Here is an 11,623-nt window from a genome sequence, read left to right on the forward strand (position 1 = left end):
GCCCCTCGCGCGCCGCACCGCCCCCCGGGCCGAGGTGGGGCTACTCGGCGTAGCGAACATGCCCCCCCCCCCCCAGGGGTGGGGTTCAGGTGCTCCGGGCGTCCCAGGCGGCGATGCCGCCGCGCAGGTGCACGACGTCGGTGCGGCCGTGCTCGCGCAGCGCGCGCAGAGCCTGCGCCGAGCGGGTGCCGCCGGCGCAGTGCAGCACCAGCGGCCGGTCCGCCGGCACGCGAGCCGGGTCCGTGAGCAGGTCCGCCAGCGGCACCAGGACGGACCCGGGGATCGCGCTCGCGGCGTGCTCGGCGGGCTCGCGCACGTCCACGAGGACGAACTCGTCGCGACCTGCGGCACGCTCGCGCAGGCGCCGGTCCAGTTCCGCCGCGCCCAACTCCGGCACGTCCGCCTCGTCGACCGCGCACACCTGCACGACGTCGGCGACCTCCGTGACGGGGGCGCGACGCGGGTCCCGGGCCAGGCGCAGCGTGCGCCACGTCATCGCCAGCGCGTCGTGCACGAGCACGCGCCCCAGCAGGCTCTCCCCCGCACCGGTGACGAGCTTCACGGCCTCGGTGACCATCGCCGAGCCCACCGCGGCGCACACCCCGCCCACCACACCGGCCTCCCCGCAGGAGGGCACCGTCCCGGGCGCGGGCGGTTCGGCGAACAGGTCCCGGTAGGTGGGCCCGTGCTCGTCCCAGAACACCGAGACCTGCCCGGCGAACCGCAGCACCGCCCCCCACACCCACGGCCTGCCGGCCAGGACGCACGCGTCGTTGACGAGGTAGCGGGTGGTGAAGTTGTCCGCGCCGTCCACGACGAGGTCGTAGCCGGACACCAGTTCCACCGCGTTGGCCGCGGTGAGGCGCTCGCGGTGCCGGACCACGCGCACCAGCGGGTTCGCGCGCTCCACCGCCTCGGCGGCGCTGTCGACCTTCGCCCGGCCGACGTCAGCGGTGCCGTGCAGGACCTGGCGGTGCAGGTTCGACTCGTCCACCACGTCGTCGTCGACGACACCGATCGTGCCGACACCCGCCGCCGCCAGGTACAGCAGCGCGGGGGAACCCAGGCCCCCGGCACCGACGACGAGGACGCGGGCGGCCTTCAGCCGCCGCTGCCCCACCTCGCCGATCTCCGGCAGCAGCAGCTGGCGGGAGTACCGGCGCCGTTCCTCGGCCGTCAGCTCACCGCCGGGCTCCACGAGGGGTTCGAGGTTCACGGGGCGCCGCCGGCAGCCGCGTCGAACCACGCCAGGCCCGCCCACGGGGACGACGCCTGCGCCAGGGTGCGCTGCGGGATGCGCCCGGCGCGGTGCGCGGCGCGACCGGCCAGCACCGCGTGCCGCATCGCGGTCCCCATGAGTTCCGGGTCCTGCGCGCGCGTCACCGCGGTCGCCAGCAGCACCGCGTCGCACCCCAGTTCCATCGCGCGCGCCGCGTCCGAGGCGGTGCCGATGCCCGCGTCCAGCACGACGGGAACACCCGCGCGCTCGACGATCAGGGCGATGTTGTGCGGGTTGAGGATCCCCAGGCCGGTGCCGATCGGGGCGCCCAGCGGCATCACGGCCGCGCACCCGGCGCGTTCCAGCCGCAACGCCAGCGCCGGGTCGTCGTTGGTGTACGCCAGGACGGTGAAACCGTCGTCGACGAGCTGCTCGGCGGCGTCGAGGAGTTCCACCGCGTCCGGCAGCAGGGTCTCCTCGTCGGCGACGACCTCCAGCTTCACCCAGTCGGTGCCCAGCGCCTCGCGCCCCAGGCGGGCGGTCAGCAGCGCCTCGCGCGCCGTGCGGCACCCGGCGGTGTTCGGCAGCACCTGCACACCCGCCCGCTCCAGCACGTCGAGCAGGGAACCGCGCGCGGCCGGGTCGACGCGGCGCAGCGCCACCGTCGTCAGCTCCGTGCCGGAGGCGCGCAGCGCCCGCTCCAGCACGTCGTGGTTGGCCGCACCGCCCGTGCCCGTGATGAGCCGGGACGTGAACCCCCGCCCGGCGATCGTGAACGGGTCGGCGGTGGCCGTCTCCTCCTCGGCCACCGCCACCGGTTCCGCCACCGGTTCCGTGGTCACCACCGCGTTCACCCTCCCGCCACCGCCTGCAGCACCTCGAGGCGGTCGCCCGCCGACACCGTCGTGGAACCCCAGCTGCCGGCGGGCACGACCTCGTCGGCCAGCGCCACCGCCGTGCCGCGCCCGGGTTCCAGACCCGGCGCGAAACCCGCCACGACGTCCGCGACGGTGGAACCGGCCGGGACCCGCAGGACCTCGCCGTTCACCAGCACCTCGACCTGCCCGCTCGTCGCGGTCACAGCACTCCCACCTCCTCGCGGGCCGCGGTGCGCGACCCGAACCTCCCCGGGTCGCAGGCCGCGACCTCGGGTGCGATCGGCTCGCCGTCGGCGAGCGCCGCGACGGCCTCCGCCGTCACCCCCGACAGCAGCACCCCGTTGCGGTGGTGCCCCACCGCCAGCAGCAGGCCCGGCACGTCGCCGGGGCCGATGAGCGGCAGGTTGTCGGGGGAACCCGGCCGCGAGCGGGCCAGGACCTCCACGAGCTCCAGCTCCGACGTCCCCGGCACGAGGGCCTGCGCGTCGCGCAGCAGGTCGTGCACGGCTCCGGCCGTGACGGTCTCGTCGAAACCCCGGTCCTCGCTGGTGGCGCCGACGACGAGCTCACCGTCCTCGCGCGGCACGAGGTACACGTCGCGGTCGCGCACGACGCCGCGCACGGTGCGCTGCAGCAGGTGCTGCCCGGCGGGCATCCGCAGCCGCGCCACCTGCCCCTTCACCGGGCGCACGGGGGCGTGCTCCTGCGCGCGGGCACCGGTGGCGAGGACCACCAGCGGTGCGCGCAGCGCGGAACCGTCCCCGAGACGGACCCCCACCGCGCGCCCGTCCTCGACGAGGACCTCCCCGCGCAGCGGGACCGTGCGCACCCCGTGCGCCGCGGCGGCCGAGCGCAGGGCGCCCAGCAGGCGGCGCGGGTCGACCTGGTGGTCGCCGCGCACGAGCGTGCCGCCGGAGACCGCGGGGTCCAGGAACGGTTCCAGCCGCCGGCACTCGCGGCCGGTGAGGGCCTGCACGTCCAGGCCCAGCAGCTCCTGCGCGCGGCGCACCTCGGCCAGTCGCGCCCGGTCGCCGGCGTCGAGGGCCACGAGGAGGGTGCCGCAGTCGCGGTACCCGGTGCCCGCGCCGCCGGCGGCACCCGCCTCGGCGGCGTAGCGGCGGAAACCCGCCGCGGCCAGCAGGGACAGGTCGAGCAGTTCCCGTTCACCGTGGTGCAGCTCGCTGACGGGAGCGAGCATCCCCGCCGCGGCGCGGGACGCGCCGCCACCGGGGTCGGGGTCGGCCAGCACCACGCGGCGGCCGCGTTCGGCGAGCCGCCACGCGCACGCGGTCCCGACGATCCCGCCGCCGAGCACGACGACGTCGCACGACTGCACCCCACCCTCCCTTCGCCGGCACGACCCGGAGCAGGTTCGACGGTCGGCGAGTGCGCTCGCCCTCTCAGCCCGCGCTCCCGGGCTCCCGTGGTGCGGCCACCCTACCCCCGCCCCTGGCACACTCGCGCGGGTGCCGAACCCCGCAGGAACCACCGCCCCCCGCGACGCGCTGCGCGCCGCCCGCCTGTACCTGTGCACCGGCGCGCGCCGGCGCGAGGGCGACCTGGAGCAGTTCCTCGACGCCGTCCTGGGTGCGGGCGTGGACGTCGTGCAGCTGCGCGAGAAGGGCCTCGAGGCCGCCGAGGAGCTGGAGCTGCTGGAGGTGTTCGCCGACGCGGTGCGCCGGCACGGCCGCCTGCTGGCCGTCAACGACCGCGCGGACGTGGCCGCCGTCGCCGGTTCGCACGTGCTGCACCTGGGGCAGCGGGACCTGCCGCCCGCGGCGGCCCGCCGGTTCGTGGGCGCCGGCGCCGTGATCGGCCGCTCCACCCACTCCCCCGCCCAGTTCGACGCGGCGGTCGCCGACCCCGAGGTGGACTACGCGTGCGTGGGCCCGACGTGGGCGACGCCCACGAAGCCCGGGCGCGCCGCGACGGGGCTGGAACTCGTGCGGCACGCCGCGGCTAACGCCGGCGCCACGCCGTGGTTCGCGATCGGGGGGATCGACCTCGGCACCGTGCAGGAGGTCGTGGCGGCGGGTGCGCGGCGCGTGGTCGTGGTGCGCGCGGTCACGGAGGCGGACGACCCCGCCGCCGCCACCGCGGCCCTGCTGCGCGCCCTGCCGGAACCGCTGCCCGCCTGAGGGTGGACCGCCCCGGGCGGCGGCACGGTCTCGCGGCCGGCGCGGGTCGCGGGTCAGGTCAGCGCGTAGGCGACGGCTGCGACCGTTCCGGGGGCGCGGGCTCCAGCCGTCGTGCCGGTGCACGCCGTCGGCGCAGCGGCGGCGGCTGCGGTCAGCAGGCTCGCGCGCAGCTCCACCCCGCCGGGGGTCCTCGTCGTGGCGCAGGTCATCGCGACGAGCCTGTCACCGCAGGCGCGGCGCGCGCACGCCGGCGGCAGCGTCGTCGCGGGCGCGTCGTGATGGACCGCGTCCGGCACGGTGCGGCGTGGACGCTGCCGTTCCTGCCCCTGGGGGCGTGGCGCAACATCCTGGTCCCCGACTCCGGGCTCGACGTCCCCGTCAGCGTGGAGGACCACACCTACGTCGACTCCTTCGGGCGCGAAACGGTCACGGTGGTCCGAACCTTCGAGATCAGGCCCGGTCGGCGCCGGCGCTTCGACGCGATCCTCGTCGCCGACGGGCGGGGCTGGGTCCTGGACCACCTCGGGACCCACCGGCACCTCGCCGTCGACCTGCGTCCGTCGGTGCCGGCGGACGGCAGCTCGCGGATCGTCTCCGGTGCGCAGCGCTTCCACGAGGGCCCGGTGGCGCAGGGGCGGGCGCCGAGTCAGGAGGCGGGCGGCACCGTGGGAGTGTGGTTGCCCATCAGCGCCGTGAGCAGCGTGGGAAACAGCCGGGTGCCGGCGTCCTCGGTCGACGGCACCCGGGTTCGTGCATCAGCACCCGGTGAGCGATCGAAGGTCAGAGGTGAGCGTGGATGACCGACACGCCGGTGGACGGCGGGGAGCACCTCGAGGGCAGCGAGCCGCCGGCAACCGCGCAGTCGCTGACGCAGGAGCTGGGGGCCCTCGGGGTCGAGGCCGGTGCCACGCTCATCGTGCACACCTCGCTCTCAGCGCTGGGCTGGGTCGTCGGGGGCGAGCAGGCCGTCGTCGCCGCCCTGCACGCCGCGGTCGGGCCGGCAGGGACGGTGGTGATGCCGGTGCAGTCCTGGCAGTTGTGCGACCCGGCCCTGCTGCAGCAGACCGACCCGGCCTGGTGGCCGCTGGTGCGTGAGCACCTGCCCGTCTACGACGTGGCCAGCACCCCGAGCAAGAACATGGGCGCCGTCGCCGAGCACTTCCGCACCCTGCCGGGCACGGTGCGCAGCGCGCACCCGCACCGCTCCTTCGCCGCCGCCGGCCGCCTGGCCGCGGAGGTGGTCGCTCAGCACGACCTGAGCGAGCCGATGGGCGAGGGCTCCCCGCTGGCGGTGCTGTACGACGTGGGCGCTCAGGTGCTGCTGCTGGGTGTCAGCGCGGCCAAGTGCACCGCGCTGCACCTGGCCGAGCACCGCTGCCAGTACCCGGGCAAGCACCGCATCCGCAACGGCGCGCCGGTGCTGGTCGACGGGCAGCGGCGGTGGCGCTCCTGGCAGGAGCTGGCCGTCAGCGCTGACGACTTCGAGCAGGTCGCCGAGGACTTCGCCGCGGCGACCGGTTTGCGGCGCAGCGCACCGGTCGGCCGGGGCGTGGGGCAGTTGCTGCCGGTGCGTGAACTGGTGGACCACGCCGCGGGCTGGTTCCCGACCCACCGCCGGGCGTGACGACGCTGAGGGCGACACACCCGCGCGGTCGGCGCCGTCAGTGGACGCACGAGGGGGTTGCGTCCGAGGAACGCGCGGGGTCGTCGGGTCTTCGCGGACGCCGGTGCGCCCTTGCTCAGGCTGGTTCCCTCGCCCAGTCGGGGACGGCGGAGGTGAAGGCGACCGTGGCCCAGTAGTCCTGCTGAGCGGGCGTCAGCTCACCGGTGGTCCTCGGTTCGGCGGGGGGTTTCAGGAGGACGTGGAAGGGGGTGGAGTCCACCTCGCCGCTTCGCACGACGACGACCGGGGCGTCACCCATCGCCGCCTCGCAGGCGGGCAGCTCGTCGCGGCACACGACGACGCCCGAGCCGTCGCTCATGACGTCCAGGACGGGGTGGTCCCACCAGGTGCTGGTGAAGGCCGTGGAGATGTCGGCAGGCAGTTCGACCGGCACGGCGAAGGTGCCCGGGTAGCGGTGCAGCGATTCGCGCACCTGGCGCCGCCAGTCGATGCGGTCGTCCCCGGGGCGTTCCGGTCCATCGATCGGGAGCTCGACGAACGCCGGCTGGGTGTAGGGACCCGGCTCCGGCGCGACCACTGCGCTGGACGGAGGTGCAGCTCGCTCGCTCGTGGGCGTCGGAGCGGCAGCGGGGCTCTGGTCACCGCAGGCGCTGGAGGTCAGCGCAGCGGCCAGAAGCGCGGTGGCCAGGGGTTTGCGCACCCCTCCACCATGCCCCAGCGGTACCTGCCGAGGTGCTGGTTCTGGGAGGTGGGCCCGGCTCCGGTCGGAGTTCGCGCCCCCCGCGCGGGTGGCGGCGTGAGCGAGCGCGTGTCGAACGTGGTGGTGGTCGTCGTCGATGGCGGGGATGATCGTCAGGTGCGTGCGCTGAGGCCGGGACGGGTGATCGCGCTGCCGTCGGGGTTGTGGGTCCTGGACCAGGTGCAACCGGTGGCGGTGGTGCTGGACCCCTCGCCGGACCGGGTGCCGGGACCGGGCGACAGCCGGGTGCACCGGGTCGTCTCCTGGGGCCGGCTGCCGCCCCCGCCGCACCTGGCCGGGGTGGACCAGGGCGAGCCGGCGAGCGTGTGCGCCGACGCGCAGGCGCTGTGGGTGCAGCAGCACCCGGGCGGTCCGCTGCTGCGGGTGGGCATCGACGGCGTCGAGGCGAGCGTGTGGACGCGGGGCCGTCGCCTGACCGCCGCCGCCGGCGCCAGCGCGTGGTGCACCGCCGGACCGCGCCGGCAGGAACTGGTGCGCGGCGCCGGTGCCCGCCCGCTCGACGCTGCCGGTGGTGATGCCGCCGGTGGTGAGGGTGGGTTGGCGATGGGCAGCGACTGGCTGCTGCGGGCCGATGCCGACGGGCGGGTGCAGAAGGTCTTCACCGACGCGCCCGTGCGCAGCGTGCGCACCACTGAGCAGGCGGTGTGGGTGCAGCTGGACGTCGCACCGTTCTCGCTGCGTCACCTGGGGGTGGGCACCTACGAGGTGTCCTGGTCCAACCGGTGGGTGCCGCTGCCGCTGGAGGGCAACCTGCCGAATCAGGTGCAGGCGGCCTCGGGGCAGCGTCAGGCGCCGGACGCGCCGGTGCGACCGGTGGAGGGCGACGGCACCTGGCACGGCTACCCGTACGAGCCGCGCGGGCAGGACGTCGCTGCCGCCGGGCACCTGTGGCGGCTGGGCTGGCGAGAACCCGCCCCCGGCGACGCGGGCGCCGAGGAGGACGCCGGCGGCGTGGGCGTTCACCGCGCTGCTCGGCGAGCGGGGTGCACGCTCGCCACCGCTTTCGACCCCGATCACGCGTACGAGCAGGGCGCGCGACCGGTGTGCACCATCGAGCTGGCCGTGCGGGGCGTGCAGGCGGTGGCGTCGGCCGGGCAGCACCTGGTCGTGCTGGCCCACTGCGACGCCGAGCTCGAAGGGGCACCTGCGCACCGCACGGGCCCGCACGTGCTGGCGCTGAACCCGCGCGGTGGAACAGCCGGTGAGCCGGGCGGTGAGCAGGTGCGGGTGTGGCTGTCCCCGCACGAGGTGGACATCAGCGCGTTCTGCTGGCCGCTGCGCCCGGAGCCGTTGGACGCGGACTCCTACGCCCGTCAGGTCCTGGCCGACTGGGGCGGGTTGGACACCTTCTGGCACGGCGAGGACGGTGTGCGCCCGCTGGCGCAGGGCATGAGCGGCAGCCGGGTGCGCCTGGTGGGTCAGTGGCCGCACACGCACCTGGAGTGCACCTTCGACTTCGCGCCCTACCCGGGGTTGCGGTTGCGCCGGCGGGTGCCCCTCTTCGACGAGCTGGGGGCCATCGCGCACCCGGAGGACGCCGAGATCGGGTTGATGGAGGACCTGGAGACGGGAAACCCGCCACCGGCTGACCGGGCCCGCGACGGCGTCCTGGACGTCTGAACCACCCGGCCGCTCGTCGACGTGTGAGAGCGCCGGTGGCTCCTCACGATCGCGCACTCCCCACGCAGTGGGCCAGCGCGTCGGAGAGGACGTGAGGTGGTGGAGCGTGCAGCGTGCTCCGTCCGGCAGCTCTCACCACCGGCCTGAGGCTACGGTGCCGCGGCGTGGAGAACGACCCCCGCTGTGATCGACGTGACGTGGTCCGACGCTGCAGCCCCCGGCATCCTGGGGCGGGGAGGACGGAGTGCGACAAGAGCGGGTGGACGACCTCAGGCGCGGTTTCGACACCGCCGCGTCCGCCGTCGGTTCCCGTCTCGAACCCGCCCAGCGGATCGTGGCCGAGCGGCTGGCCAAGCTGGGCGCCGACGTCCTGCACCAGCAGGCACGAGGGCACCGAGGCGTGCTGCGGCGACGGACCGGGCCTGTACAGGGGGTGTACCTGCACGGTGCGGTCGGGCGGGGCAAGACGTGGCTGACCGAGGCCCTGCTGCACCAGCTCCCTGCCGCAGGAGTTCTGCGCCTGCACGCCTACGACGCGGCTCGGCAGTTGCACGCTCACGTGGCCCGCGACGTCGAAACCCCCGGAGCGGTGCAGCGCGCGGTGAGCCGGTTGCTGGACGGGGTGGACCTGCTGTACGTGGACGAGTTCCACGCCCACGACCCCGGCGATGCGATGCTGCTGGCCCGGTTGGTGCGGGCCCTGCCGGCGCACCGGGCGGCCCTGGTCGCGACATCGAACCACCCACCGCACGCCCTGCTGCCCGATCCGCGCTTCCACCACCTCGTCCTGTCCCTGATCGCCGCGCTCGAGGAGAGCTGCGACGTCGTGGAGCTGGCCGGGGACCTCGACCACCGCTCCCACGGGCACGGCGGTGCTCGTCCCGGCTGGTCCGGCGGGGCGTGGCGCGTCACCACGCCCGTCGAGCCGGGCACGGCGGCCACGGGGGGCACAGCTCAGGACGTGCCGGCGGTGGTGCACCTCGCGGGACGTCCTCTCGCGGTGCGAGCCGTCACCGCTGAGCGGGTACGGGTGAGTTTCGCGGCGCTGTGCGAGGGACGCACCGCGGTCAGCGACGTGCTGGAACTGGCTGAGCGGTACGCGACCGTCGAACTGGTCGGGGTGCCGCGCCTGTCCAGCGCCTCAGCCGGTGCCCGCCGCCGCTTCGCGGGGCTGGTCGACGTGCTGTGCGACGCCGACGTGCGACTGCTCGTGGAGGCGGTCGGTCCCCTGGAGGACGTGGTGGACACCGACGACCTCGATCACGAACGGATGCGCAGCCGGCTGCGCCTGCTGGGGACGGCTGTCACGACCACGTGACCGCGACCTCGCGCGCAGCGCGTCATGTGCGTGCGGCGCGCCGCTGGCCAGAGCCAAGGACCTGGTGCTGCCTCGGGGACGCGTTCCTGAACCGTTGACCTATCGGTGAAAACCGATACGATCTTCTTCGTGGCCCGGCCTCCAGCGACCCTCGACGTCTTCACCGCCATCGGGCACCCGCGGCGCCGCCAGATCGTGCAGCTGCTGGCCACCGGCGACAAGGCCGTCGGTGAACTGGTCAGCGAGCTGGCGGCTTCGCAGTCGACGGTCTCCGAGCACTTGGCGCACCTGCGGGCCGCGGGTGTCGTCAGCGGCCGAGCGCGCGGCCGCGAACGGCTTTACCACCTCGAGAAGGCACCGCTGCAGCAGGTCAGCGCGTGGATCGACCACCTCGACGCGTTCTGGGACGAGCGCATCGACAAGCTCCGGCACGTCCTCGACGACCTCCAGGGAGAGGAACCACGATGAGCCAGATCCGCAAGAGCGTCGACTTCGACGTCCCGGCGAGCACGCTGTGGCGCGCCCTGACCGAGAAGGACCTGCTCGCCACCTGGCTGATGCCCAACGACTTCGAGCCGCGGGTCGGTCACCGATTCACCATGACCACCGATCCAGCGCCGTTCTTCGACGGCACCGTGCACCTGCAGGTCCTGGAGATCGACGCCCCGCACCGCATGCGCTGGTCCTGGCGCGGCGGACCGATCGACACCGTGGTGACCTTCACCGTCACCGAGCTCGGCCCGAGGTCGTGCCGCTTCGACTTCCTGCAGGAGGGTTTCCACGGGGGCAAGGCGCAGTTCGCGCGGTTCTTCCTCGACCTGGGCTGGCGCAAGACCGGGCGGGTGCTGCTGCGCACGGTGGTGCGCACCCTCGAAGCGACCTCGGGCGCGCGGTGACCGGCGTCGCGCCCGCGCCGACCGCTGCGCTGCACCGCAAGCTGCGCATCGACCCCGGCGCCCGGGTGTGGGTATGGCCAGGTGCCGAAGACCTGCGCGACGTGCTGAGAGATCCCGGCGGCGGGTACTGCGCCGACCCGTCGCAGGCCGACGCTGCACTCGTCGCCATCGCCGACCGTGCCGGCCTGCGCGAGGCGCTGGAGGAGCACCTGCTAGCCCTCGCGGGCATCGAGGTGGTGTGGCTCGTCTACGCCAAGGGCAACCGGACCGACGTCAACCGCGACTCGCTGTGGGTGGAGCTGGCTGCTCACCAGTGGCGGGCGGTGGCCCAGGTGGCCTTCGACGCCACCCGCTCAGCCCTGCGGATCCGACCGCTCAGGGTCGGCGAAGCAGTGCGCCACGGGTGACGTCGGCACGTCGCGCACCTCGACAAGACCGCGAGGTCGTCGACGTCCACGACAGAGGGATGAGCGGATGTCGCGCAAGGTGACGAACAGGACGGATCATGGAAGCTTGTGAGCATGACGGGCGAAGTGGCGCGGCCTGAGTCGGCCGATCCGCTGCAGCGCGAGGACAGCCTGCTGGGACGGGGGAGCCGATGGAGGGGAGCTGTGAGGCGTTGCGGAGCCCTTGCTGGTGTGGTCCTGGTGGTCGGTCTCGCAGCGTGCAGCGGCTCCGACGTGCCTAACCCCCGCGATGTCGCACTCGACACCTGCCAGGACATGGCGGTGCGGCAGTACGACTTGTCCAGCGCTGGAGACGACGTGCAGGTGCGCGAGGTGTCGGTGGAGGCGGGTGACGCCTTCGAGGTGACGGGCGCATCTGACGGTGTGGAGTGGATCTGTACCTGGACGTCCACGCGCACCGACGACGGTGCGCGGACCGAGGCCACGATCGATCGGCGCTGACTCGCCGCTCGTGCAGCGTGCTGGTGGGCTCAACGGCTGTGGTGGTCGGCGTGAACGCGTGTGTGGTGTGACACCGGGGTGCGTCTAGACCGCCCGCTCCTCGACAGATCAGGGCGGTCGGTGACGTCCCGGCCAGCGGGATGACCGTGCGTGCGGCCCGCTCCGCGATCAGCGCCTCCGACACGTTGCGAAGCGGGCGCACAGGGCAGGTGAGTGCGGCGGTGACCACCTGACTGCCAAGCTCAGGCTGTTGATCACCCAG

15 protein-coding genes are annotated in these 11,623 nt (G+C 74.6%); 9 read left to right on the forward strand and 6 right to left on the reverse strand.

Annotation, left to right across the window (positions count from 1 at the left end):
• Positions 1 to 85: 85 nt before the first annotated feature.
• The 4 genes from moeB to thiO are packed head-to-tail and all read right to left on the reverse strand — an operon-like array spanning position 86 to position 3,433.
• Entirely contained in the window at positions 86 to 1,216 is a 1,131-nt protein-coding gene (moeB, locus tag ACRYM0_RS18480) for a molybdopterin-synthase adenylyltransferase MoeB (RefSeq protein ID WP_432507308.1), read from the reverse strand.
• Complete coding sequence (locus tag ACRYM0_RS18485; protein WP_432507322.1) at positions 1,213 to 2,061, reverse strand: thiazole synthase; 849 nt, start codon at positions 2,059 to 2,061, stop codon at positions 1,213 to 1,215. The genes moeB and ACRYM0_RS18485 overlap by 4 nt, the downstream gene beginning before the upstream one ends.
• An 8-nt stretch (positions 2,062 to 2,069) precedes the next feature.
• A complete protein-coding gene (gene thiS / locus ACRYM0_RS18490; RefSeq protein WP_432507309.1) occupies positions 2,070 to 2,300 on the reverse strand; it encodes a sulfur carrier protein ThiS in 231 nt (76 codons plus the stop codon).
• A complete protein-coding gene (gene thiO, locus ACRYM0_RS18495; RefSeq protein ID WP_432507310.1) occupies positions 2,297 to 3,433 on the reverse strand; it encodes a glycine oxidase ThiO in 1,137 nt (378 codons plus the stop codon). Before thiO ends, thiS begins: the two co-directional genes overlap by 4 nt.
• A gap of 130 nt (positions 3,434 to 3,563) precedes the next feature.
• Here thiO and thiE point away from each other — a divergent pair, with 130 nt between their 5' ends.
• Positions 3,564 to 4,235 (forward strand): thiamine phosphate synthase, encoded by a 672-nt coding sequence (thiE, locus tag ACRYM0_RS18500; protein WP_432507311.1) that lies wholly within the window; start codon positions 3,564 to 3,566, stop codon positions 4,233 to 4,235.
• 53 nt (positions 4,236 to 4,288) lie between these two features.
• Here the strand turns inward: thiE and ACRYM0_RS18505 are convergent, their stop codons facing one another.
• The gene (locus ACRYM0_RS18505) at positions 4,289 to 4,444 is read right to left on the reverse strand and encodes a hypothetical protein (protein WP_432507312.1); all 156 of its coding nucleotides are present in this window, start codon (positions 4,442 to 4,444) and stop codon (positions 4,289 to 4,291) included.
• 69 nt (positions 4,445 to 4,513) lie between these two features.
• Here ACRYM0_RS18505 and ACRYM0_RS18510 point away from each other — a divergent pair, with 69 nt between their 5' ends.
• Together ACRYM0_RS18510 and ACRYM0_RS18515 are read left to right on the forward strand one after the other, a co-directional pair.
• On the forward strand, positions 4,514 to 5,035 hold the full coding sequence (locus ACRYM0_RS18510; RefSeq protein ID WP_432507323.1) for a DUF4166 domain-containing protein: 522 nt from the start codon (positions 4,514 to 4,516) through the stop codon (positions 5,033 to 5,035).
• Positions 5,032 to 5,859, forward strand: coding sequence for an AAC(3) family N-acetyltransferase (locus ACRYM0_RS18515; protein WP_432507313.1), 828 nt, complete (start codon positions 5,032 to 5,034; stop codon positions 5,857 to 5,859). The genes ACRYM0_RS18510 and ACRYM0_RS18515 overlap by 4 nt, the downstream gene beginning before the upstream one ends.
• Positions 5,860 to 5,974: 115 nt before the next feature.
• Here ACRYM0_RS18515 and ACRYM0_RS18520 read toward each other — a convergent pair whose 3' ends face one another.
• Positions 5,975 to 6,559 carry a hypothetical protein gene (locus tag ACRYM0_RS18520; RefSeq protein WP_432507314.1) on the reverse strand — a complete coding sequence of 195 codons (585 nt, stop codon included), beginning with the start codon at positions 6,557 to 6,559 and terminating at the stop codon, positions 5,975 to 5,977.
• Positions 6,560 to 6,655: 96 nt separating this feature from the next.
• Here ACRYM0_RS18520 and ACRYM0_RS18525 point away from each other — a divergent pair, with 96 nt between their 5' ends.
• The 6 genes from ACRYM0_RS18525 to ACRYM0_RS18550 all read left to right on the forward strand — a co-directional run bounded on the left by ACRYM0_RS18525 (position 6,656) and on the right by ACRYM0_RS18550 (position 11,361).
• Positions 6,656 to 8,239 carry a hypothetical protein gene (locus ACRYM0_RS18525; protein WP_432507315.1) on the forward strand — a complete coding sequence of 528 codons (1,584 nt, stop codon included), beginning with the start codon at positions 6,656 to 6,658 and terminating at the stop codon, positions 8,237 to 8,239.
• Between the two features lie 259 nt (positions 8,240 to 8,498).
• Positions 8,499 to 9,557 carry a cell division protein ZapE gene (gene zapE, locus ACRYM0_RS18530; protein WP_432507316.1) on the forward strand — a complete coding sequence of 353 codons (1,059 nt, stop codon included), beginning with the start codon at positions 8,499 to 8,501 and terminating at the stop codon, positions 9,555 to 9,557.
• A 129-nt stretch (positions 9,558 to 9,686) separates the two neighbouring features.
• On the forward strand, positions 9,687 to 10,025 hold the full coding sequence (locus tag ACRYM0_RS18535) for an ArsR/SmtB family transcription factor (protein WP_432507317.1): 339 nt from the start codon (positions 9,687 to 9,689) through the stop codon (positions 10,023 to 10,025).
• Positions 10,022 to 10,453 (forward strand): SRPBCC family protein, encoded by a 432-nt coding sequence (locus ACRYM0_RS18540; protein ID WP_432507319.1) that lies wholly within the window; start codon positions 10,022 to 10,024, stop codon positions 10,451 to 10,453. The genes ACRYM0_RS18535 and ACRYM0_RS18540 overlap by 4 nt, the downstream gene beginning before the upstream one ends.
• Positions 10,450 to 10,860, forward strand: a complete 411-nt coding sequence (locus ACRYM0_RS18545) for a hypothetical protein (protein WP_432507320.1) — start codon at positions 10,450 to 10,452, stop codon at positions 10,858 to 10,860. Before ACRYM0_RS18540 ends, ACRYM0_RS18545 begins: the two co-directional genes overlap by 4 nt.
• Before the next feature lie 321 nt (positions 10,861 to 11,181).
• The gene (locus tag ACRYM0_RS18550) at positions 11,182 to 11,361 is read left to right on the forward strand and encodes a hypothetical protein (protein WP_432507321.1); all 180 of its coding nucleotides are present in this window, start codon (positions 11,182 to 11,184) and stop codon (positions 11,359 to 11,361) included.
• The last annotated feature ends 262 nt before the right edge of the window (positions 11,362 to 11,623 follow it).

Source organism: Kineococcus arenarius subsp. arenarius, assembly GCF_050871845.1.
Lineage (GTDB): Bacteria > Actinomycetota > Actinomycetes > Actinomycetales > Kineococcaceae > Kineococcus.